20 protein-coding genes are annotated in these 23,343 nt (G+C 57.3%); 15 read left to right on the top strand and 5 right to left on the bottom strand.

The window, feature by feature from the left end:
* The first annotated feature begins 98 nt into the window (after window positions 1–98).
* The 4 genes from ugpA to ugpQ are packed head-to-tail and all read left to right on the top strand — an operon-like array spanning window position 99 to window position 3,660.
* The gene (gene ugpA / locus EBC_RS22890; protein WP_013204241.1) at window positions 99–986 is read left to right on the top strand and encodes a sn-glycerol-3-phosphate ABC transporter permease UgpA; all 888 of its coding nucleotides are present in this window, start codon (window positions 99–101) and stop codon (window positions 984–986) included.
* Complete coding sequence (gene ugpE, locus EBC_RS22885) at window positions 983–1,828, top strand: sn-glycerol-3-phosphate ABC transporter permease UgpE (RefSeq protein WP_013204240.1); 846 nt, start codon at window positions 983–985, stop codon at window positions 1,826–1,828. The genes ugpA and ugpE overlap by 4 nt, the downstream gene beginning before the upstream one ends.
* Before the next feature lie 3 nt (window positions 1,829–1,831).
* The gene (locus tag EBC_RS22880; RefSeq protein ID WP_013204239.1) at window positions 1,832–2,902 is read left to right on the top strand and encodes a sn-glycerol-3-phosphate import ATP-binding protein UgpC; all 1,071 of its coding nucleotides are present in this window, start codon (window positions 1,832–1,834) and stop codon (window positions 2,900–2,902) included.
* A complete protein-coding gene (ugpQ, locus tag EBC_RS22875) occupies window positions 2,902–3,660 on the top strand; it encodes a glycerophosphodiester phosphodiesterase (RefSeq protein WP_041692447.1) in 759 nt (252 codons plus the stop codon). The genes EBC_RS22880 and ugpQ overlap by 1 nt, the downstream gene beginning before the upstream one ends.
* A gap of 114 nt (window positions 3,661–3,774) precedes the next feature.
* On the opposite strand, the gene EBC_RS22870 is transcribed toward ugpQ, so the two are convergent.
* Window positions 3,775–4,068: a DUF2756 domain-containing protein gene (locus EBC_RS22870; RefSeq protein WP_013204237.1), complete on the bottom strand. Its 294-nt coding sequence runs from the start codon at window positions 4,066–4,068 to the stop codon at window positions 3,775–3,777.
* Between the two features lie 155 nt (window positions 4,069–4,223).
* Between EBC_RS22870 and ggt the strand changes: the two genes are divergently transcribed.
* Entirely contained in the window at window positions 4,224–5,972 is a 1,749-nt protein-coding gene (gene ggt / locus EBC_RS22865; RefSeq protein WP_041692149.1) for a gamma-glutamyltransferase, read from the top strand.
* Between the two features lie 55 nt (window positions 5,973–6,027).
* Here ggt and EBC_RS22860 read toward each other — a convergent pair whose 3' ends face one another.
* On the bottom strand, window positions 6,028–7,170 hold the full coding sequence (locus EBC_RS22860; RefSeq protein WP_013204235.1) for a phytanoyl-CoA dioxygenase family protein: 1,143 nt from the start codon (window positions 7,168–7,170) through the stop codon (window positions 6,028–6,030).
* 8 nt (window positions 7,171–7,178) lie between these two features.
* On the bottom strand, window positions 7,179–8,009 hold the full coding sequence (locus EBC_RS22855) for an SDR family oxidoreductase (protein ID WP_013204234.1): 831 nt from the start codon (window positions 8,007–8,009) through the stop codon (window positions 7,179–7,181).
* A gap of 115 nt (window positions 8,010–8,124) precedes the next feature.
* Here EBC_RS22855 and EBC_RS22850 point away from each other — a divergent pair, with 115 nt between their 5' ends.
* Window positions 8,125–9,141 carry a LacI family DNA-binding transcriptional regulator gene (locus EBC_RS22850; RefSeq protein ID WP_041692148.1) on the top strand — a complete coding sequence of 339 codons (1,017 nt, stop codon included), beginning with the start codon at window positions 8,125–8,127 and terminating at the stop codon, window positions 9,139–9,141.
* Here the strand turns inward: EBC_RS22850 and EBC_RS22845 are convergent.
* On the bottom strand, window positions 9,138–9,647 hold the full coding sequence (locus EBC_RS22845; protein WP_013204232.1) for a GNAT family N-acetyltransferase: 510 nt from the start codon (window positions 9,645–9,647) through the stop codon (window positions 9,138–9,140). The two genes, EBC_RS22850 and EBC_RS22845, sit on opposite strands and share 4 nt — an antisense overlap.
* A gap of 365 nt (window positions 9,648–10,012) precedes the next feature.
* On the opposite strand from EBC_RS22845, the gene EBC_RS22840 reads away from it, so the two are divergent.
* From EBC_RS22840 to gntU, 4 genes are all read left to right on the top strand, one after another.
* Complete coding sequence (locus EBC_RS22840) at window positions 10,013–10,708, top strand: pirin family protein (protein ID WP_013204231.1); 696 nt, start codon at window positions 10,013–10,015, stop codon at window positions 10,706–10,708.
* A gap of 96 nt (window positions 10,709–10,804) precedes the next feature.
* Window positions 10,805–11,800, top strand: coding sequence for a gluconate operon transcriptional repressor GntR (gntR, locus tag EBC_RS22835; protein WP_013204230.1), 996 nt, complete (start codon window positions 10,805–10,807; stop codon window positions 11,798–11,800).
* 247 nt (window positions 11,801–12,047) lie between these two features.
* Complete coding sequence (gntK, locus tag EBC_RS22830) at window positions 12,048–12,581, top strand: gluconokinase (protein ID WP_013204229.1); 534 nt, start codon at window positions 12,048–12,050, stop codon at window positions 12,579–12,581.
* Between the two features lie 10 nt (window positions 12,582–12,591).
* Complete coding sequence (gntU, locus tag EBC_RS22825) at window positions 12,592–13,932, top strand: gluconate transporter (protein ID WP_013204228.1); 1,341 nt, start codon at window positions 12,592–12,594, stop codon at window positions 13,930–13,932.
* A gap of 46 nt (window positions 13,933–13,978) precedes the next feature.
* On the opposite strand, the gene EBC_RS22820 is transcribed toward gntU, so the two are convergent.
* Entirely contained in the window at window positions 13,979–14,572 is a 594-nt protein-coding gene (locus EBC_RS22820) for a YhgN family NAAT transporter (RefSeq protein ID WP_013204227.1), read from the bottom strand.
* A gap of 275 nt (window positions 14,573–14,847) precedes the next feature.
* Between EBC_RS22820 and asd the strand changes: the two genes are divergently transcribed.
* The 5 genes from asd to glgA all read left to right on the top strand — a co-directional run bounded on the left by asd (window position 14,848) and on the right by glgA (window position 23,340).
* On the top strand, window positions 14,848–15,957 hold the full coding sequence (asd, locus tag EBC_RS22815) for an aspartate-semialdehyde dehydrogenase (RefSeq protein ID WP_013204226.1): 1,110 nt from the start codon (window positions 14,848–14,850) through the stop codon (window positions 15,955–15,957).
* 405 nt (window positions 15,958–16,362) lie between these two features.
* Window positions 16,363–18,546, top strand: a complete 2,184-nt coding sequence (gene glgB / locus EBC_RS22810; protein WP_013204225.1) for a 1,4-alpha-glucan branching enzyme — start codon at window positions 16,363–16,365, stop codon at window positions 18,544–18,546.
* On the top strand, window positions 18,546–20,531 hold the full coding sequence (gene glgX, locus EBC_RS26000; RefSeq protein WP_013204224.1) for a glycogen debranching protein GlgX: 1,986 nt from the start codon (window positions 18,546–18,548) through the stop codon (window positions 20,529–20,531). The genes glgB and glgX overlap by 1 nt, the downstream gene beginning before the upstream one ends.
* 12 nt (window positions 20,532–20,543) lie before the next feature.
* Complete coding sequence (glgC, locus tag EBC_RS25995; protein WP_013204223.1) at window positions 20,544–21,833, top strand: glucose-1-phosphate adenylyltransferase; 1,290 nt, start codon at window positions 20,544–20,546, stop codon at window positions 21,831–21,833.
* Window positions 21,834–21,906: 73 nt separating this feature from the next.
* Window positions 21,907–23,340 carry a glycogen synthase GlgA gene (glgA, locus tag EBC_RS22795; protein ID WP_013204222.1) on the top strand — a complete coding sequence of 478 codons (1,434 nt, stop codon included), beginning with the start codon at window positions 21,907–21,909 and terminating at the stop codon, window positions 23,338–23,340.
* Window positions 23,341–23,343: the final 3 nt, after the last annotated feature.

Genomic DNA, 23,343 nt, shown 5'->3' with positions numbered 1-23,343 from the left:
TCAGTCCAATTCCCGGCTGGATGCGCCCCTGAAACCGTTTTCAGGGCCGCGTTGAGGGTAGTGAACGCGGCCCCTTACTCCTCATATTGGACGACGCTATGTCTTCTTCCCGTCCCGTTTTTCGCTCGCGCTGGCTGCCCTATCTACTGGTGCTGCCTCAGCTGCTGATCACCGTGATCTTCTTCCTCTGGCCCGCCGGTGAAGCCCTGTGGTATTCGGTGCAAAGCGTCGATCCGTTCGGCCTTTCCAGCACCTTTGTCGGCATGGAAAACTTCAGGCGCCTGATCGGCGACGAGTATTACCTCGACTCTTTTCTGACCACGCTGATTTTCAGCGGGCTGGTCACCGTCATCGGGCTGGTGGTCTCGCTGTTTTTTGCCGCGCTGGTCGACCATGTCCTGCGCCTGAAGCGCTTCTACCAGACGCTGTTTTTACTGCCTTACGCCGTGGCACCCGCCGTCGCCGCGGTGTTATGGATGTTCCTGTTCAGTCCGGGTCTGGGGCTGATTACCCATTTCCTGCGTTACCTCGGCTATGACTGGAACCATGCGCAAAACAGCGGTCAGGCGATGTTTCTGGTGGTGCTGGCCTCGATCTGGCAGCAGATGAGCTACAACTTCCTGTTCTTCTTTGCCGCGCTGCAGTCCATTCCAAAATCGCTGACGGAAGCCGCCGCCATTGATGGCGCGGGTCCGGTCCGGCGCTTTTTCCAGTTATCTCTGCCGCTGATCACCCCGGTCGGCTTCTTTTTAGTGGTGGTGAATGTGGTGTATGCCTTCTTCGACACCTTCCCGGTGATTGACGCCGCCACTGGCGGTGGCCCGGTGCAGTCGACCACCACGCTGATTTATAAAATTTACCGCGAAGGTTTTGCCGGACTCGACCTCTCTTCCTCTTCCGCCCAGTCGGTGGTGCTGATGGTGCTGGTGATTATTCTGACGGTGATCCAGTTCCGCTACGTCGAGAAAAGGGTGCGCTACCAATGATAGAGAACCGACCAGGGCTGACGATGTTCAGCCATATCATGTTGGGACTGGGGATCCTCACCGTGCTGTTCCCGCTGTATGTGGCCTTTGTTGCCGCCACCCTGAGCAACAGCGAAGTGTTCCAGGTGCCGATGACGCTGATCCCCGGCCGGCATTTGCTGGATAACATTGCCAACATCTGGCAGCACGGCGTGGCGCAGAACAGCGCGCCCTTTGGCGTGATGCTGATGAACAGCGCGATCATGGCGCTGAGCATTACGCTGGGGAAAATCACCGTGTCGATCCTCTCCGCCTTTGCGCTGGTGTGGTTCCGCTTCCCGCTGCGCGGGCTGTTCTTCTGGATGATTTTTATCACCCTGATGCTGCCGGTTGAGGTGAGGATCTTCCCGACCGTCGAGGTGATTTCCAACCTGAATATGCTCGACAGCTACAGCGGGCTGACGCTGCCGCTGATGGCTTCCGCCACCGCCACCTTCCTGTTCCGCCAGTTCTTTATGACCCTGCCGGACGAGCTGATTGAAGCGGCGCGAATTGATGGTGCCAGCCCGATGCGCTTCTTCTGGGACATCGTGCTGCCGCTGTCGAAAACTAACCTGGCGGCGCTGTTTGTGATCACCTTTATCTACGGCTGGAACCAGTATATGTGGCCGCTGCTGATCATCAGCGAAGCGGACCTTGGCACCGCCGTCGCCGGTATCCGCAGCATGATTGGCAACGGTGACGGCTCGACCCAATGGAATCTGGTGATGACCGCCATGCTGCTGACCATGGTGCCGCCGATTGTGATTGTTTTAGTGATGCAGCGCGCCTTTGTTCGCGGGCTGGTTGAGAGCGAGAAATAAGTTATGGCAGGCGTAAAACTTCAGGCTGTTACCAAATCCTATGACGGCAAAAATCAGATCATTCAGCCGCTCGACGTGGAAATCCGCGACGGTGAATTTATGGTGATGGTGGGTCCCTCCGGCTGCGGAAAATCCACGCTGCTGCGCATGGTCGCCGGGCTGGAAGAGGTCACCAGCGGCGATATCTATATCGATACCCAGCGCGTCACCGATCTTGAACCGAAAGATCGGGGCATCGCCATGGTGTTCCAGAACTACGCGCTCTATCCGCATATGAGCGTTGAGCAGAACATGGCCTATGGCCTGAAGATTCGCGGCATGGGCAAAGAGCATGTGCGGCAGAAAGTGCTGGAAGCCGCCAAAAGCCTGGAGCTGGAAGCCTTGCTGCATCGCCGCCCGCGTGAGCTCTCTGGCGGCCAGCGGCAGCGCGTGGCGATGGGCAGAGCGATTGTGCGTGAGCCTGCGGTATTCCTGTTCGATGAACCCTTATCCAACCTCGATGCCCGCCTGCGCGTGCAGATGCGCCTTGAGCTGCAGCTGCTGCACCGTCGCCTGAACACCACCAGCTTGTATGTTACCCACGATCAGGTGGAAGCGATGACGCTGGCGCAGCGGGTAATGGTGATGAACAAAGGGGTGCTGGAGCAGTTGGGTACGCCGGTGGAGGTGTATGAACGTCCGGCGACGCGCTTTGTCGCCAGCTTTATTGGCGCGCCGTCGATGAACCTGATGGATGGCCAGTTAAATGATGATGGCAGCCGGCTGACGTTGTCCGATTGCTTTACGATCCCCTTGCCGCAAGCGAAAGCGCGTTGGGCGGGCCGCCCGTTGACGCTGGGTATTCGCCCGGAGCATATTAAACTCGCGTCGCCGCAGGACGGCTTGCCGCTGGTGGTTGAAACGCTGGAAATGCTGGGCGCGGATAATCTGGCGCACGGCAAGTGGGGCGGGCAGTCGCTGGTGGTACGCCTGCCGCATATCGAGCGTCCGGCGATTGGCAGCACATTGTGGCTGCATCTGCCGACAGACTCGCTACACTTCTTTGAACCCTCTACTGGACAACGGCTCGAATGATGAACAAAGCCTGGCCTTACCCCCCGATTGTGGCCCATCGCGGCGGCGGTAAACTCGCCCCGGAAAACACCCTCGCCAGCATTGATGTTGGCGCGAAGCTGGGCCACAAGATGATCGAATTTGACGTGAAGCTGTCGCAGGATGGCGAGATCTTCCTGCTGCACGATGACACGCTGGACAGGACCAGCAATGGCTGGGGAATTGCCGGGCAGCTTCCCTGGGAAAAGCTGGTGCAGCTGGATGTCGGCGGTTGGTACGGCAAGGATTTCGCCGGTCAGCGCCTGCCGTTGCTGTCGCAGGTGGCGAAGCGCTGTGCCGAGCACCAGATGATGGCCAATATCGAGATCAAACCCACCACCGGGCTGGAAGCCGAAACCGGACGGGTGGTGGCGCTGGCCGCGCGGGATCTCTGGCATATGCAACCCGCAGCACCGCTGCTCTCGTCGTTTTCAACGGTGGCACTGGCCGCGGCGAAAGAGGCGGCACCGGAGCTGCCACGCGGTTTGCTATTGCATGAATGGCACGATAACTGGCAGGAAATGACCGATGCACTGCAGTGCGTGTCGATTCACTTCAATCACAAGGTGTTGAACGAGAAGCGCGTGGCTGAGCTGAAAAAATCCGGCTTACGTATTCTGGTGTACACGGTGAACGATGCCGACAGGGCTGCACAGTTGTTGAAGTGGGGTGTCGATGCGATCTGTACCGATGCCATCGATACCCTTGGCCCCGACTTTGCCTCTCAACTGCATCGCTGAGGCGGCAACCGCGTGAGCTGACCAGATGAACCCCGGCCACTGACTGATGTCAGCGTCGGGGTTCTCAGTGCTTGCCGCTTTATTGTCGCGCCAGCACTGTGGGTAAGGTGGGGATTAATTGTTGTTTTGCTGCACCGGCGGCATGGTGTTTGTTCCCGGCTGTGACTGGATCACGCGCTGGGAAGCACTGTTCCGCTGCTCCTGAACTTTCCGCTGTGTGTCCTGGCTTTGACGTTGCTGATCCTGCTGCAACTTCAGTTTCTGCTGGGACTGTTGCGTCTGCATCTGGCTCTGCATCCGTTGAGTGCTGGGATTATAGCCCGGCTGGTTTGGCTGATTGTTGTTCAACATGTTGGCCATGCCGCTCAACGGTGCCAGTGCGGCAACAAAAATAACTAACCATTTCATAAACTGCCTCCGTGTTAGATTACTCAAGTGTATGCCAGGGCCACCAAACTGCCTCCAGGAGTCAACTGAATTTCAGTCCCGCCTCGCCTTTTCTCTTATTTCGTACACACTTATCAGCAGTAAACAAACGTAAATAAGACTAACAAGAGGTGAAGATGACAGGACAGGGTAAGTTAACGCGGCTTGCGGGACCGCTAATGATCGGGCTGTTACTGTGGCAGGGTGCCAGTGCTGCGCCCACCGCACCGGCAGTTTCTTACGGGGTGGATGCGGATACCTTCCATCCGGTGAAAGAGCAACATGGGATGGTGTCGTCAGTGGATGCGACAGCAACTCAGGTTGGCGTGGATATCCTTAAGCAGGGTGGCAACGCGGTGGATGCGGCGATTGCCGTCGGTTATGCGCTGGCGGTGACCCATCCGCAGGCCGGCAACCTCGGCGGCGGCGGCTTTATGATGCTGCGCACCGCCTCAGGCCGTACCACCGCCATCGACTTCCGCGAAATGGCCCCAACCCGCGCCAGTCGCGATATGTTCCTCGATGCGCAGGGCAATGCCGACAGCAAAAAATCCCTCACCTCTCACCTGGCGTCCGGCGTACCTGGCACGGTAGCGGGCTTTGCGCTGGCGAATAAAGAGTACGGCACTATGCCGCTCAGCCGTCTGATCCAGCCGGCGATCAAAATGGCCAGCAAAGGCATCGTGGTCAATCAGGCGCTGGCTGACGATCTGAAGGTCTATGGCAAAGAAGTGCTGATTAACCATCCCAACAGCAAAGCGATTTTCTACAAGGCGGATGGTCAGCCTTATGCCCGCGGCGAGACGCTGGTGCAGCGCAATCTGGCCCACAGCCTGACGCTGATTGCCAGCCAGGGACCGGACGCCTTCTACAAGGGCGCTATCGCCACGCAGATTGACGAGGAAATGGCGGCGCACGGCGGCTTAATCAGCAAAGTGGACCTGGCGAAATACCAGGCGATTGAGCGTAAGCCAATCAGCGGTACCTATCGCGGCTATGAAGTCTTCTCTATGCCACCGCCATCTTCCGGCGGGATCCATATCGTGCAGATCCTGAATATCCTGGAAAACTTCGATCTGGCGAAAATGGGCTTCGGCAGCGCCGATGCCATGCAGGTGATGGCGGAAGCGGAAAAATATGCCTATGCCGACCGCTCGGAATATCTCGGCGATCCGGACTTTGTGAAGGTGCCGTGGCAGGCGCTGACCAGCAAAGCCTATGCGAAATCGCTGGCGCAGCAGATTGATGTGAATAAGGCGCGGCCGTCTTCGGAGATCAAACCGGGCAAGCTGGCACCGTATGAAAGTAACCAGACCACGCATTTCTCGGTGGTGGATAAGCAGGGCAATGCGGTGGCGGTGACCTACACGCTGAACACCTATTTTGGCAGCGGTATCGTGGCGGGTAACAGCGGCATCCTGATGAACAATGAAATGGATGACTTCTCTGCCAAGCCGGGCACGCCGAACGTCTATGGCCTGGTGGGCGGCGAAGCCAATGCGGTGGGGCCGTATAAGCGACCGTTGTCATCAATGTCGCCGACTATCGTGGCGAAAGATGGCAAAACCTGGCTGGTGACCGGCAGCCCTGGCGGCAGCCGCATTATCACCACCGTGCTGCAAATGGTGGTCAACAGCATCGATTACGGGATGAATATCGCCGAAGCGACCAACGCACCACGCTTCCATCACCAGTGGTTGCCGGATCAGCTGCGGGTTGAAAAGGGCTTCAGCCCGGACAGCCTGAAACTGCTGGAAGCCAAAGGTCAGCATGTGAAGGTGATGCCGGCGATGGGCAGCACGCAGAGTATTATGATTGGGCCGGACGGCATGCTGTATGGCGCATCCGATCCGCGCACCATTGATGATTTAACGGCGGGTTACTAACCGGCTGAGAACCCCCGACGGTCGGGGGTTCTGCAGGTTCCTTCCTGAGAGGCGCTTACGCCTCTCTTTTTCGTTCATGTGCGGCGAGCAGCTGATTAAACGCCCCGCCTGAACAGCCCTGTTGCAACGCCTCCAGAATCAACTGCTGCTGAGTCTTCGGCACCAGCCCACCCAACGGCGGATCGGTATCCAGATTGGTGGGGAAGGAATAGCCTTCACCACTCGCGGCCACCACCGCGTGCAGCTGCGCTTCGCTCAGTGTTTTGCTCAGTAAGGCTGGATAGATCGCCTCCAGCACCTTGACGTGATTCACTTTTTCCATCGTTTTGCCAAAGGCCGACGAGACCTGCAGCAAATTGGCGGTGCGAATATGATCCGCAGTGACGTTATTCCCGGCGGCATGGAACAGTGCCGGATTGAAGAACAGCCCATCGCCTTTTTTCAGCGGCAGCTGAATGGCGTGCTGTTGGAAGAAGGCGATAAAGCGCGGATCGCGCCAGGCCAGATAGCCTTCGGCATACTGTTGTGACCACGGCAGAAGCTGCGTGGGGCCAGATGCTAACGGCATGTCGCTGTGGGCGACCGCACCCTGCAGCGTCAGATATTGCGACAGGATCTGCAACGGCAGCGGGAAGCGGGCGACAACCTCATTAACCTGAAAACCCAGATGGTAATCGCGGTGCGGCTGCTGCGCTTTGCCGCCCGGACGCACCTGATTCACCTGCGCCGTCATTTCATAGCCAGGCCCCACCCAGGCTTCGCAAATCAACGCCAGTAAGGGGTTGCTGTAGTAATCGATAAACGCATCGGCATCGCGCTCTGCCACCTTTTGCAGGGCGTTCCAGATACGGCCATTGCTGCCGGCTTTGGCAAAGTGATCGCCACCGCCGCCGCTGGCGGCTTCACTGGCGAGAATTTCCTCAAACAGCATACTGCTGCGATCCACGGCGGAAAGGTCTTCATACAAACCCTGCACCACAAACACGCCGGGCCCACTGGATAATGCGCGATGCAGCTCGGCCAGCAGCTTCTGACGGTCGGTTTCTGCGGCTTTCAGCAGATCGTCACGGTGGTAAATCAGCACGTTTTTTTCGGCGGAGCGGGCCAGCGGGAAGTCGCCCTTCGGCAAGGTCTGCGCACAGAGGGTGGCGAAATCATCCAGCGAAATCTGGCTGTCATTAATATAAATCTGAGTCATTGGGCACCTCACAGCGTCAACGCATGGGATGGCTGGAAGCCACCGTTATCACCACAGCCAACCACCGACTGATCGAAGTCGATCACCGCGCCGGTCATCATTCCTGACTCTTCGGAGAGCAGGAAAGCCACGCCACGGGCAACTTCAGTCGGTTTCAGCAGGCGGCCAAAGGGCTGCTGCTGCTCCGCTTTTTCCAGCCAGCCGTCTTCTGCCTGATGGTATTGCCGCTGGATATCGTCCTCATGTGGCGTATCCATCCAGCCGATGTTGAGGCCATTGACCCGGATGCGGTTCCGCATGGCGCTGAAGGCAACGTTTTTGGTCAGCGTCACCAGCGCGCCCTTTGACGCGGCATAGGCGCTAAGAAAGCTCTGGCCGCCGTGTGAAGTCATGGTGATGATATTGACGATGCTGCCCTCAACGCCTTTGGCGATCATCAGCTTGATCGCCGCCTGCATCAGGAAGAAGGGCGCCCGCACGTTGACCGCCATAATGGCGTCGAACAGTTGCGGCGAGGTGTCGAGGATGGTGCCGCGATCGGACATGCCCGCGCAGTTAACCAACCCGTGCAGCGTGCCAAAACAGGACTCTGCCGCGGCGACCACCTTTTCGCAGGCGGCCGGTGAGCTGATGTCGGCTTCGACGAAGATCGCTTCACAGCCGGAGTGGCTCAGGGTTTCGACCTGCTGGCGTCCGGCGTCGGTATTACGTCCGCAGATCACGATGCCGCGCGCGCCACGCTTCGCCAGCAGCTGGGCCACCGCCGCGCCCAGTCCCTGGGTGCCACCGGTGACCACGAACACCTTATTGTTGAAGATAGTGCTTTCAGTCAGGCTCATTATTTGTCCTTTCTTTTTGTCGGGGAAGGTAAGGTCTGTTCACTTGCTGACCCTGACCTTAGCAATTACATTTGATTAACAATACGTCGGCATGACCTCAAAAAGACCTCAATTTATGGCTAACCCGTTTTCACTTAAGCAAATCGCGGCCCAGTCGGGCGTCAGTAAAGCCACGGTCGATCGGGCGCTGCACCAGCGGGGCAGCGTGCATCCGCGCACCGCACGGCGGATTGCGCAGGCCATCCGCGATCTGGAGTTGCAGCAGCGCGCCAGCCTGGCCAGCGGCCGTACCTTGCCGATCGATTTAGTGATGCATGCGCCTGAGCGCTTCAGCTCGCTGACGCTGGCGGCGCTGCTCAGCCAGATAAAAAGCTTTGCGCCGTTCCGGCTGACTCTGCGCTGCCATATTGTTGAGGAAACCACGCCAGAAGAGCTGGTGCGTGAACTGCGCCGCTGTGGCAATGACAGCTACGGCGTGCTGCTAAAGGCCAGTGACCATCCGTTGCTGGAAAGCGCGGTTGCCGAACTGGCCGCGCTGCGCGTCCCGGTGGTAACCCTGGTCACCGACCTGCCGCACAGCGAGCGCATTCGTTATGTCGGCATGGACAATGAAGGGGCAGGGCGAACGGCGGCCTGGCTGATGTCGCGCTGGCTGCCGGCTGAGGCACAAACGGTGGCTGTGGCGCTAAGCAGCGCGGGATTTCGCGGCGAAGAGCAGCGTATGGAAGGGTTTATGGCGACGCTACAACAACGCGCGCCCTGGCTGAATACCGTCGCGGTCAGCGAAGGCTATGGCATCGATCAGCTGACCTTTACCCAGATGTGCGCAGCGCTGGAACAGGACAGCACCATCCAGTCCGTTTACAGCGTTGGCGGCGGCAACAGCGCCATCCTGCGGGCCTTTGCGGCGATGGATCGTGAGGTGAAAGTCTTTATTGGCCACGATCTGGATGAGGAGAACCGCCAGTTACTGACGGCGGAGAAGCTGGACGCGGTAATTGACCACGATCTGCGGGAGGATGCGCGCACGGCGTTCAGTGCCATCCTGCGTTTTCATGGTTTCCTGCCGGCGGAAGAAGCGCAGCAAACGGCGTTTTCACGGGTGATCGTGGCCACGCCGTTCAATGTTTAGACCGGCGATGGCGCATTTTTAAGACGCGCCATAAACAGCGCATCCACCTGCTGACCCTCGCGGACCGCAAAACGGCGGGCAACGCCTTCGGTAACAAAGCCGAAGCGCTGATAGAGGGCAATCGCCGTGGCGTTGTCAGCGAATACCGTCAGCTCAATGCGTTCGATGCTCAGCCAGTTATCGCAAAGGACGATCATCTCTTTCATCAGCGCCGAAGCCACGCCTTTGCCGCGATGATGAACATCGACGCAGAGGCCAAACGATGCGGTGTGACGACGACGTAACCGGCTGTTCAGTTCCAGCGTCAGATCGCCCACCACCTGGCCATCAATGCAGGCGACAAACCGCTGCTGACCCTCTTTCGGTGAGTCCAGCCGCTGCTGCCACATTTGCTGCGAGGGATGCGGAAGCTGGAGCGTATCGCGATAGGTTTCGGGCTGGCTGAGGATGCGAAAAAGCGCCTCAGCATCAGTCGGTTCGGCATGACGTATAACGATCTCACTCATTTCCCTGCTCCTTGTTTTCCGCTAATCCTCTTTAAGATCATGGCCTTTAGCCGATAAATCAAGCAAAAAAATGCTTTACAAGTGCGAATGATAATGATTATTATTGTCATGCGTTCCCGGCATGGGCTTCACGGACCATCGGGAAAGCACGACATTGCTCACATTGCTTCCAAGTATTATTTAGCCAGCTCGGGTGCTGGCTTTTTTTTTGCCTGCCGTTTACCTCCGCCGCAATCCAGCGACAAATTGTCTGTTTAACTGCTCTCGATTCCATCGAATAATTTGAACAGAGGAGACAATTTTATCCGCTATCATCCCCTCCAGAACAGGTCCAGACTATGTGAAAACGTTGAGGAGGATTGAACATGATTTATCTACGCAAAGCACAAGATCGCGGTCACGCTAACCACGGTTGGCTGGACAGCTACCACACATTTTCTTTCGCCAGCTATCATGACGCCAACTTTATGGGCTTCTCGGCGCTGCGGGTGATTAACGAAGATGTGATCGACGGTGGACAGGGTTTTGGTACCCATCCGCATAAAGACATGGAAATCCTGACTTACGTGCTGTCCGGTACGGTTGAGCACGAAGACAGCATGGGCAACAAAGAGCAGATCCCGGCGGGTGAATTCCAGATTATGAGCGCCGGTACCGGCGTGCGTCACTCTGAGTACAACGCCAGCAAAGAGGTGCCGCTGCATCTGTATCAGATCTGGATTATCCCGGAAAAAACCGGCATCGAGCCGCGCTATGCTCAGCGCCGCTTCGATGACGTGCAGGGCCGCCAGCTGGTGCTGTCTCCCGATGCTCGTGACGGTTCGCTGAAAGTGTTCCAGGATATGACGCTCTCGCGTTGGGCGTTGAAGCAGGGCGAACAGGGCGCTGTGGAAATTGAAGCCGGACGCCGTATCTGGATCCAGGTGGTGAAAGGGGATGTCACCGTCAACGGTGAAAAAGCCTCCACCAGCGATGCGTTTGCGGTCTGGGATGAAGCGGCTCTGGCGATTGAAGCCGGTAGCGATGCCGAAATCCTGCTGTTCGATTTGCCTGCTGTTTAAGTCCGTCACACTTTGGGTGCGGTTTACCGCACCCTTCACCGTTTCCCTTTCAATTTTGTTACACTCTCTTCATCTCTCCCCTGACCCTTTACAACAATGAAGAAGAAAAGACCGGTATTACAGGATGTTGCCGATCGTGTGGGCATCACCAAAATGACCGTTAGCCGCTATCTGCGTAATCCCGATCAGGTCTCTGTTGCCTTACAGAGCCGGATTGCCGAGGCGCTGGATGAGCTGGGTTACATCCCCAATAAAGCCCCCGATATTTTGTCTAATTCCACCAGTCGCGCCATTGGCGTGCTGCTGCCCTCCCTGACCAACCAGGTGTTCGCCGATGTGCTGCGCGGCATTGAGGCGGTGACCGATGCCGCGGGCTACCAGACTATGCTGGGCCACTTTGGCTACAGCGCGGAAAAAGAAGAGCTGCAAATCCGCTCGTTGCTGGCCTGGAACATTGATGGCCTGATCCTCACCGAACGCACCCACACCGCCGCCAGCCTGCGGATGCTGGAAACCGCCGGCATCCCGGTGCTGGAAATGATGGATTCGGTGTCGCCTTGCCTGGATATGGCGGTCGGCTTCGATAACGTTGAAGCCGCGCGCCAAATGACCCATGCCATTCTGCAGAAAGGCCATCGCCGTACGGTGTACCTTGGCGCCCGCCTGGATGAGCGTACCTTGCTTAAGCAGCAGGGCTACGAGAAGGCGATGCGGGAAGCCGGCCTGGAGCCGCGCAGCATCATGATGGAAGAGGCGTCCTCTTTCTCGATGGGCGCAACCCTGCTGAAGGAAGCCCAGCGCCGCTATCCCGATACCGACAGCCTGTTTTGTACCAACGATGACCTGGCGGTCGGCGCGATGTTCGAATGCCAGCGTCAGGGATTGCGGGTGCCCCAGGAAATGGCGATTGCCGGTTTTCACGGCCATGATATTACTCAGGTGGTAACACCTGAACTGGCAACGGTGGTGACACCGCGTGAAAAAATGGGTCGTGAATCTGCCGCATTGCTGCTGTCCAGCATCCGCGGTGAGTTGCGCGACGCCAAACAGGTGAATGTCGGCTTTACCATTTCGGAAGGTGGCAGCATCTGACGGCAGGGCGGATTTATCCACTGCGTGTGGGCGAGAGGGTTTGCTGCCCGCGCGCTGTGGATGAAAGTTGTCCCTTTGTGCCGCCATCACTCTGAAACTGTCATTTTTTTGAGCTACTTCACATTTACCAGCTTTTTCCTCCCCAGCTGTTGCCTTAGAGGACGGCCGTCCAGACAATGTTACCGATAACAAATTGGGCTGACCCAGAACGGCCATCTCAATAGACTTCTCTGCCGGAGCATAAATAATGAAAATTACCCCTTCGTCCAATTACGTGTTCGTGTTGATGGGCGTATCCGGAAGCGGCAAATCAGCTGTTGCCAACGCCGTTGCACACCAGTTGAAGGCGGCGTTTCTTGACGGGGATTTTCTTCATCCTCGCGCCAACATCGAGAAAATGTCTGAAGGCCATCCGCTCAATGATGATGACCGCAAACCCTGGCTGGAAGCGATTAACGATGCGGCATTCGCCATGCAGCGCACCAACGACATCTCGCTGATTGTCTGCTCGGCGCTGAAAAAGAGTTACCGCGACATCCTGCGCAAAGGCAACGACAACCTGTCCTTCGTCTATCTGCAGGGCGATTTCGACACCATTGAATCCCGTCTGCGCGCGCGCAAAGGGCACTTCTTCAAGCCGCAAATGCTGGTCACCCAGTTTTCCACGCTGGAAGAGCCGGGCACTGATGAGCGCGATGTGCTGGTCGTGGACATTAATCAGACGCTGGATGAGGTTGTGGCTGCGACCATTACCACTATCGAAGGCGCGATAAAAAAATAAGTTGGATGTAATGGCTACTGCAACACTGGTTTTGACCGCAGCGGGTTCTGTTTTACTGCTGCTGTTCCTGGTGATGAAAGCGCGTATGCACGCCTTTGTCGCTCTGATGTTAGTTTCTGTCGGGGCCGGGATCTTCTCCGGTATGCCGCTCGATAAAATTGCGGACACCATGCAGAAAGGCATGGGTGGTACGCTGGGCTTCCTCGCGATTGTGGTTGCGCTGGGGGCGATGTTCGGCAAAATTCTGCATGAAACGGGCGCGGTCGATCAGATCGCCATCAAGATGCTGAAGACCTTTGGCCAGAGCCGCGCGCATTATGCGATGGGCGTGGCCGGTTTAATCTGCGCGCTGCCGCTGTTCTTTGAAGTGGCGATCGTGCTGCTGATAAGCATTGCCTTTGCCGTGGCGCGTCGGACCAACGACAACCTGGTGAAGCTGGTCATTCCGCTGTTTGCCGGCGTGGCGGCGTCCGCGGCCTTCCTGATCCCCGGCCCTGCGCCGATGCTGCTGGCCTCGCAAATGCACGTCGACTTTGGCTGGATGATCCTGCTGGGCGTGTGCGCGGCGATCCCAAGCATGCTGATTGCCGGTCCGCTGTTCGGTAACTTTATCAGCCGTCATGTGACCTTCACGCTGCCCACCGAAACCACCCATCCGGACTTTGACGAGAGTAAGCTGCCGTCGTTTGGCTTCAGCCTGTCGCTGATCCTGTTCCCGCTGGTGCTGGTTGGGCTGAAAACCATTGGTGCCCGCTTTACCGATCCCGGCACGCGTCTGTACGAGTGGCTGGAGTTTATTGGCCATCCGTTTATCGCCATTCTGCTGGCTTGCCTGGTGGCGATTTATGGCCTGGCGTACCGTCAGGGGATGGATAAAGAGCGGGTGATGCAGATTTGCGGCAGCGCGCTGCAACCTGCCGGGATTATCCTGCTGGTGATTGGTGCCGGTGGCGTGTTCAAGCAGGTGCTGGTGGATTCGGGCGTTGGCCCGGCACTGGGTAACGCGCTGACCGGCGCGGGTCTGCCGGTTGCGCTGGCGTGCTTTATTCTGGCCGGTGCGGTGCGTATCATTCAGGGTTCAGCAACGGTTGCCTGCCTGACCACGGTTGGCCTGATTATGCCGGTGATTGAGCCGCTGCATTACTCAGGCGCGCAGATGGCAGCGCTGTCGATCTGTATCGCCGGGGGTTCGATTATCTTCAGCCACGTCAACGACGCCGGTTTCTGGTTGTTCGGCCGCTTTACCGGCGCAACGGAAGCCCAGACGCTGAAAACCTGGACGATGATGGAAACCATTCTGGGGACCGTCGGCGCTATCGTCGGCATGATTGCCTTCGAGCTGCTGTCCTGATGGGCAGCTGAATAGCAGAAGGGCGCTCAATGAGCGCCCTTTTTGTTTAAATCTTCAGATAGGCCCGGATACCATCGAGGAACATCTGGGTCGCCAGCATAATCAGAATCAAGCCCATCAGCCTTTCCAGCGCGTTAACGCCTTTCTCCCCCAGCAGCCGTAAAAATACGCCGGACATCAGCAGGATAAATACCGTTGCGCCCCAGGCAATCATCAGTGCGCCGACCAAATGCGTCATCTGATCGGGATACTGATGCGACAGCAGCATCAGGGTGGCCAGCAGCGACGGGCCTGCCACCAGCGGAATGGCCAGCGGCACCAGGAAGGGTTCTTCGCCGGCAGGCAATCCGCTGCTGCTACTTTCATGGGAAGGGAAGATCATTTTAATGGCGATCAGAAAAAGAATGATGCCGCCGGAAATCGACACGGTTTCCGTGCGCAGATTCAGGAAGGCGAGGATTTTCTCGCCGGCAAACAGAAACAGCAGCATGATCACCAGCGCGATCAGCATTTCGCGAATCAACACCACCCGTCGACGTTTAGGCTCCAGATGCTTCAAAACCGACATAAAAATCGGCAAATTGCCCAGCGGATCCATAATAAGCAACAATAATATCGTTGCTGAGATCATTTCAGTCATCGTATCCATCTCTGTTAAGCGCCGTTAGCGGCCAATACCCTGCATTTTCCAGCCGACAGGTCTGGCGCTATCCGCCTGCCCGTTTGCTGAATTATTACGGGTATATTAGCGATATTGCTAAAAATTTGCCGATAATCGATTTAATTCACTTGCCACTTTTGCAGCATTTTGTAAGGTGTTAACCATACTTCTTTCTTATAACTTTAACAGGTCAGGTCTACTCTCCCCCCGCCATTGACTGGCCGGGCAAGCCAGTGGTCTGCAGCAGGTGCATCATGAAATCAGTAGGACTTATCGGTTGGCGTGGCATGGTTGGATCCGTTCTTATGCAGCGCATGGTAGAAGAACGTGACTTCGACGTGATCCGCCCGGTCTTTTTCTCGACTTCTCAGCACGGCCAGCCGGCCCCTGAGTTTGGCGGGCAGTCTGCCGGAACCTTGCAGGATGCCTTCAATATCGAGGCGCTGAAAGCGCTGGATATTATTATTACCTGTCAGGGTGGCGACTATACCACTGAAATCTATCCAAAACTGCGTGCTGCCGGCTGGCAGGGTTACTGGATTGATGCCGCTTCAACCCTGCGTATGAACGACGATGCGCTGATTATCCTCGATCCGGTCAACCATAACGTTATCCATCAGGGCCTGGACAAAGGCATCAAAACCTTCGCCGGCGGTAACTGTACCGTCAGCCTGATGCTGATGTCGCTGGGTGGCCTGTTTGCTAACAACCTGGTGGAGTGGGCTTCAGTGGCCACCTATCAGGCGGCCTCCGGCGGCGGCGCACGTCACATGCGTGAACTGCTGACGCAGATGGGCATGCTGCATAACCACGTGGCGAAAGAGCTGCAGAACCCGGCCTCTGCGATCCTCGACATCGAGCGTAAAGTGACCGAGATGGGCCGCAGCGGCGTGCTGCCGACCGATAACTTCGGCGTGCCCCTGGCTGGCAGCCTGATCCCGTGGATCGACAAGCAGCTGGAAAATGGTCAGAGCCGCGAAGAGTGGAAGGGCCAGGCCGAAACCAACAAAATACTGCAGCCAGCCAGCGTGATCCCGGTCGATGGACTGTGCGTTCGCGTTGGGGCGCTGCGCTGCCACAGCCAGGCCTTCACGCTGAAGCTGAAAAAAGACGTGCCGCTGCAAGAAGTGGAGCAGCTGCTGGCTTCCCATAACGACTGGGTCCACGTGGTGCCAAACGACCGCGAGCTGACCATGCGTGAGCTGACGCCTGCTGCGGTGACCGGTACGCTGAAAACGCCGGTAGGGCGTCTGCGTAAGCTGAATATGGGGCCGGAATATCTGTCTGCCTTCACCGTCGGCGATCAGCTGCTATGGGGTGCCGCTGAGCCGCTGCGTCGCATGCTGCGTCTGCTGGTTGGCTAAACCTTAAACGCCGCGTTACCCACACCCCGTTCGCCTCTGGCAGCGGGGTGTTTTATTTGCCATCCGCCTCCTGCTGCGCTTTCCCTCCCGCGTTTTCCGACTTGTCCGTCACCAATCTCCGAAAGTTTGATCTGAAAGGCATATTTTTATGTTTTCGGTGCTGGCTTTAGCCGCGCCCTGGCTATGCTTAAAAATATCATTGAAACATAACGGGCCGGTACTGCTGGCGGGACACGGCCCGAAACGCTTTACCTTATCTGATGAAGTTGTCGCACGCTGCGGCGGTTTTCGCACTGGATGGCTACCTTTCCGGTCAGCGTGCTTTTGGTTCAATAAAGAGCAGAGCATTCGTTGCCTTTTTGGGGTAACAAGAGATTGCCTGCCAACCATCAAGGGAAGAAAGTCATGTCCGAGCTTACGGATCGTCGGCTTATTAATGAATTAATTTCCGGCCACTATGCAGACCCATTTTCGTTCCTTGGTATGCATCAGACCGAGAGCGGCCTCGAAGTACGGGCAATGCTGCCTGATGCAACCGAAGTCTGGGTGATTGAAACCAATACCGGGCGCAAATGCGCTCAGCTTGAATGCCTGGACTCCCGTGGTTTTTTCCACGGCGTGGTTCCACGACGTAAAAACCCCTTCCGCTACCAGCTGGCCGTCACCTGGCATGGTCAGCAAAACCTGATTGATGATGCCTACCGCTTTGGTCCACTGCTGGCGGAAATGGACAGCTGGCTGTTGGCTGAAGGCACGCACCTTCGCCCGTACGAAACTATGGGCGCCCATGCGGACGTGATTGATGGCGTTATCGGCACGCGCTTCTCCGTCTGGGCGCCGAATGCCCAGCGCGTCTCGGTTGTGGGTGATTTCAACTTCTGGGATGGCCGTCGCCATCCGATGCGTTTTCGCCAGGAGATTGGCGTCTGGGAGCTGTTTGTTCCCGGCGCGATCCACGGGCAGCTGTATAAATTCGAAATTATCGATCTGCACGGTCAGCTGCGGCTGAAGGCCGATCCCTATGCATTTGAAGCGCAGATGCGGCCGGACAGTGCCTCGATGATTTGTGGGATACCCCCGAAAACCGAGATGCCGGAGGCCCGTCGTCGCGCCAATGATTTTGACCAACCGATCTCGATTTATGAGGTGCATCTGGGGTCATGGCGTCGGCACACCGATAACAATTTCTGGCTGAGCTACAAAGAGCTGGCCGAACAGCTGGTGCCCTATGCCAAAGAGATGGGCTTCACCCACCTTGAGCTGATGCCGATTAACGAACATCCGTTCGATGGCAGTTGGGGCTATCAGCCGACCGGCATGTACGCGCCAACCCGGCGTTTTGGTACCCGTGATGACTTCCGTAACTTCGTTGCCGCGGCGCATGAAGCCGGGCTGAACGTGCTGCTCGACTGGGTGCCGGGCCATTTCCCTTCCGATGACTTTGCCCTGGCAAAGTTTGATGGCACCGAGCTGTACGAGCACGGCGATCCGCGCGAAGGCTACCATCAGGACTGGAACACGCTGATTTACAACTTCGGCCGCCGCGAGGTCAGCAATTATCTGGCGGGCAACGCCCTGTACTGGATTGAGCGCTTCGGCATTGACGGGCTGCGCGTCGATGCGGTGGCGTCAATGATCTACCGCGATTACAGCCGTGCCGAAGGGGAATGGGTGCCTAACCACCTGGGCGGCAGAGAGAATCTGGAAGCTATCGCCTTCCTGCGCTACACCAACCGCACGCTGGGCTCCGCCGCACCGGGTTCGGTGACGGTGGCCGAAGAGTCGACCGATTTCCCTGGCGTCTCACGTCCGCCGGAAATGGGCGGTCTGGGCTTCTGGTACAAGTGGAATCTCGGCTGGATGCACGACACGCTGGATTATATGAAGCTGGATCCGGTGCATCGCAAGCATCACCACAACAACCTGACCTTTGGCATGCTCTATAACTCCACCGAAAACTTTGTGCTGCCGCTGTCGCACGATGAGGTGGTTCACGGCAAGAAATCGATTCTGGACCGCATGCCGGGCGATGCCTGGCAAAAATTCGCCAACCTGCGTGCTTACTACGGCTGGATGTTCGGCTTCCCCGGCAAAAAACTGCTGTTTATGGGCAACGAGTTTGCGCAGGGCAAAGAGTGGAACCATGACGTCAGCCTCGACTGGCATCTGCTGGAAGGGCACGACAACTGGCATAACGGCGTGCAGCGGCTGGTACGCGATTTAAACCACACTTATCGCGCGCATCCCGCGCTCTATCAGCTCGACTTCGACCCGATGGGCTTCGAATGGCTGGTGGTGGATGATTTCGAAAACTCGGTGTTTGTCTTTGTGCGCCGCGATCGCGAGGGCAACGAGCTGATGGTTGTCAGCAACTTTACGCCGGTCACCCGTGAGAACTACCGCTTTGGCGTCACCGGCGCGGGCAGTTGGCGGGAAGTGCTCAACACCGACTCCAGCCATTATCACGGCAGCAATGCCGGTAATCAGGGCGCAATCCACAGCGATCCGCAGCCCAGCCACAATCGTGAACACTCGGTGAGCATGACCTTGCCGCCGCTGTCCACCGTCTGGCTGGCGAGGGAGGCGTGATGAGCCCCGTGCTTCCTGGCAAAGCCACGCCTTCCGGCGCTGATTACGACGGCAAAGGCGTGAACTTTACGCTGTTCTCACAGCATGCAGAGCGCGTGGTGCTCTGTCTGTTTGACGAGCAGGGCCAGGAAACACGCGTGGATTTACCGGGACATACCGGCGATATCTGGCATGGCTATCTGCCGGCGATAAAACCCGGCCAGCGCTATGGCTACCGGGTGTATGGCCCCTGGCAGCCCGACGCCGGACACCGCTTCAATCCCAACAAATTACTGGTCGATCCCTGTGCCCGCGAAGTGGAAGGCGAAGTCACCGACGACCCGCGTTTCCAGTGCGGTGAAACGGAGATGAATTGCGAAGACAGCGCGGCAGTGGCGCCAAAAAGCGTGGTGTTGGCCAATGATTTTGACTGGGAAGATGACCAGCCACCGCGCGTGCCCTGGGGCTCGACCGTCATTTATGAAGCACACGTTCGTGGGCTGACCAAGCGCCATCCGGGCATTCCTGCGGAGATCCAGGGTACCTATGCGGCGCTGGGTCATCCGGTGATGATCAGCTATTTCAAGCGCCTCGGCATCACCAGCCTGGAGCTGTTACCGGTGGCGTATTTTGCTCACGAGCCGCGTTTGCTGCGCCTTGGGCTGACCAATTATTGGGGCTACAACCCGCTGGCGCCTTATGCACTGGATGCGCGTTATGCCTCCGGCGTTAACGGGGTGCATCCGCGCGATGAGTTCCAGCAGGCGGTGAAGGCGCTGCATGCGGCGGGCATCGAAGTGATCCTCGACGTGGTGTTTAACCACACCGCCGAGCTGGAAGAGACCGGCCCGACGCTGTCCAAACGCGGTGTCGACAATAAAAGCTATTACTGGCTCGACGATCAGGGTGGCTATCAGAACTGGACCGGCTGCGGCAACACGCTGAACATCAGCCATCCGAAAGTGATGAGCTGGACGCTGGACTGCCTGCGTTACTGGGTGGAGGAGTGCCACGTCGATGGCTTCCGCTTCGATCTCGCCACCATCTTAGGCCGTACGCCGGAATACCAGCGCGATGCGGAGATGTTCCAGGCAATCCAGGCCGACCCCCTGTTATCGGCCTGCAAGCTGATAGCTGAGCCCTGGGATATCGGGCCAGGCGGTTACCAGGTGGGGAACTTCCCGCCGCCGTTTGCCGAATGGAATGACCATTTCCGCGACGTTGTGCGCCGTTACTGGTTGTATGGCGACATCTCCAATGGCGAGTTGGTGAAGCGTTTTGCTGCCTCCAGCGACGTGTTCCAACAGCCTGGGCGATTGCCGTCGGCCAGCATCAATCTGATCACCGCCCATGACGGTTTCACCCTGTGCGATGTGGTTTGCTACAACGACAAACATAACGAAGCCAACGGTGAAGATAACCGCGATGGCAACAACAGCAATTTCAGCCACAACCACGGTGTGGAAGGGCTGAACGCGCCGTTGCTGGTGGCTAAACATCGCCGCCGCAGCGTGCACGCCATGCTGACCACGCTGTTACTGGCGCAAGGCACACCGATGCTGTTAGCGGGTGACGAGCACAGCCACAGCCAGCACGGCAACAATAACGCCTACTGTCAGGATAACGAGTTGACCTGGCTTAACTGGGAAAACAATGACAGCGGGCTGTTTAACTTCACTGCCGCCTTAATCCATCTGCGCAGCAAGATCCCTGCGCTGCAGAGCGATAGCTGGTGGCAGGAAGGGGATGGAAACGTTGAGTGGCTGGGACCCACGGGTCAGCCGTTGAGCGTTGAGGAGTGGCGAAACGGGGCGCATCGTCTGCAAATTCGCCTGTCTCAGAACTGGTTAATTACGTTTAACGCCACCGAAGAAGTGTGCGATTTACAACTGCCTCAAGGGGAATGGCATGCCATTCCACCCTTCGCCGGGGATGATAACCCGATCCTTATAACTGTCTGGCATGGACCAGCCCACGGTGTGTGCGTGTTCCAAAAGCAATCATAACAGGAGTCAGACATGATCAAATTAGAGAAGAACGATCCCCTGATGCTGGCAAGACAATTGCCGACACAAACTGTAGCCCTCATCCTTGCCGGTGGACGCGGTACCCGGTTGAAAGATCTCACCGCGAAACGTGCAAAACCTGCTGTCCACTTCGGCGGCAAATTTCGCATTATCGACTTTGCGCTGTCGAACTGCCTGAACTCCGGGATCCGGCGGATCGCGGTGATCACCCAGTATCAATCCCACACGCTGGTGCAGCATATCCAGCGTGGCTGGTCTTTCCTCAACGAGGAGATGAACGAGTTTGTCGACCTGCTGCCTGCGCAGCAACGTCAGGCAACGGAACACTGGTATCGCGGGACGGCGGATGCGGTCACGCAGAATCTCGATATTATTCGTCGTTATCAGGCGAAGTACATCGTGATCCTCGCGGGTGACCATATCTACAAAATGGATTACTCGCGGATGTTGCTGGACCATGTGGAAAATGACGCCAAATGCACCATCGCCTGTCTGCCTGTGCCGATCGAAGAAGCCAGCGCGTTCGGCGTCATGGCGGTTAACGATGAAAGCCGCGTAGTGGAATTCCTCGAAAAACCGGCCGATCCGCCGCATATGCCGGGCGATAAAACGCAGGCGCTGGCCAGCATGGGGATCTATGCGTTTACCGCAGACTATCTCTATGAGTTGCTGGAAGAAGACCTTAAAAATCCCGAATCCAACCATGACTTTGGTAAAGACATTCTGCCGCAGATTGTCTCCACCGGTGAGGCGCTGGCGCACTCCTTCAGCATCTCCTGCGTGCAAAGTGATGAGACCGCGCCGCCTTACTGGCGCGATGTGGGAACTCTGGAAGCTTACTGGAAAGCCAACCTCGATCTGGCCTCGGTGACGCCAGAGTTAGATATGTATGACCGCGATTGGCCGATCCGCACCCATATGGAGCCGCTTCCCCCGGCGAAATTTGTGCAGGATCGCTCAGGCAGTCACGGTATGACCATGAATTCGCTGGTGTCGGGCGGGTGCATTATTTCCGGCTCGGTGGTGGTGAATTCGGTGCTGTTCTCCCGCGTTCGAATCAACTCTTTCTGCAATATCGAATCCTCAGTTCTCTCGCCGGATGTGGTCGTGGGGCGATCCTGTCGCCTGCGCCGCTGTGTGATTGACCGAGCCTGCGAGCTGCCGGAGGGTACGGTAATCGGTGAAAATCCCGATGACGATGCGCGGCGTTTTTACCGTTCCGAAGAGGGGATCGTACTGGTGACGCGATCCATGCTGGCCAAATTGGGCTGGCGCAGTTAACTAAGAAGCAGTTCAGTCTGGGCAAGGTTTTTGATGCGGAGGACCGCGTCAGCACACCGTAAAGGAGCCGATAATGCAGGTTTTACATGTCTGTTCAGAAATTTTCCCGCTGCTTAAAACCGGCGGGCTTGCTGATGTTGTTGGGGCATTACCGGCGGCGCAAATTGCAGAAGGCATTGATACCAGAGTCCTGCTTCCAGGCTTCCCTGATTTAAAGAAAGGGATCCCGGACACAGAGGTCGTGGCAAGGCTGCAAACGTTCGCGGGCTACGTGGAGCTGCTCTATGGGCAGTTTGATGGCGTAGGGATTTACCTGATAGATGCGCCGGGTTTGTATGACAGACCCGGCAGCCCTTATCACGACGAGTCACAGTTCGCGTATACGGATAACTATCTCCGCTTTGCGCTGCTGGGCTGGATTGGCTGTGAACTGGCCTGTGGGCTGGATCCTTACTGGCGACCTGAGGTGGTCCATGCGCATGACTGGCATGCCGGGCTAACCTGCGCCTATCTGGCGGCTCGTGGCCGTCCAGCAAAATCGGTATTTACTGTCCATAATCTGGCATATCAGGGATTGTTTGCCGCCAAGCATATGGATGACATCCAGTTACCCTGGTCATTCTTCAACATGTTCGGGCTGGAGTTCTTCGGGCAGATTTCTTACCTGAAGGCCGGCCTGTTTTATGCTGACCATATTACCGCCGTCAGTCCTACTTACGCCCGGGAGATCACCCTGCCGGAGTATGGTTACGGCATGGAAGATCTGCTGAAGCAGCGACAGCTTGAGGGCCGGCTGACCGGGATCCTCAACGGGGTCGATCCGGCCATCTGGGACCCGGCGCAAGACCTGCTGCTTAACGCGCGCTATAACCGCGATGTGCTGGATGCCAAGGTCGAGAACAAACGCCAGCTGCAGATCACCATGGGCCTGAAGATTGATGACAAGGTCCCGGTCTTTGCGGTGGTCAGCCGGCTGACCAAACAGAAAGGATTGGATCTGGTGCTGGAAGCCTTGCCTGGCCTGCTGGAGCAGGGCGGACAGCTGGTATTACTGGGCGCCGGAGATGCCGTACTGCAACAAGGATTTCTTGCGGCGGCGGCCGAATATCCGGGCCAGGTGGGTGTACAGATTGGCTATCATGAAGCATTCTCCCACCGCATTATGGGCGGTGCCGACGTGATTATGGTCCCGAGCCGTTTTGAACCCTGTGGACTGACCCAGCTGTACGGCCTGAAATACGGCACCTTACCGCTGGTCCGGCGCACCGGTGGACTGGCGGATACGGTCAATGACAGTTCGCTGGAAAACCTCGCCGATGGCATGGCCAGCGGATTTGTTTTTGAGGACAGCAATGCCTGGTCTTTACTGAGGGCTATCCGCCGTGCTTTTGTACTGTGGTCCCGTCCTTCACTTTGGCGCTACGTGCAGCGTCAGGCGATGGGGATGGATTTTAGCTGGCAGGTGGCCGCTGTGGCCTACCGCGATCTCTATCAACGACTGTTGTAATGG

It is taken from the genome of Erwinia billingiae Eb661, assembly GCF_000196615.1.
In the GTDB taxonomy this organism is placed as follows: Bacteria; Pseudomonadota; Gammaproteobacteria; order Enterobacterales; family Enterobacteriaceae; genus Erwinia; species Erwinia billingiae.
Note: the sequence above shows the minus strand (reverse complement) of the source record. Positions and strands in the feature narration are given on the sequence as shown.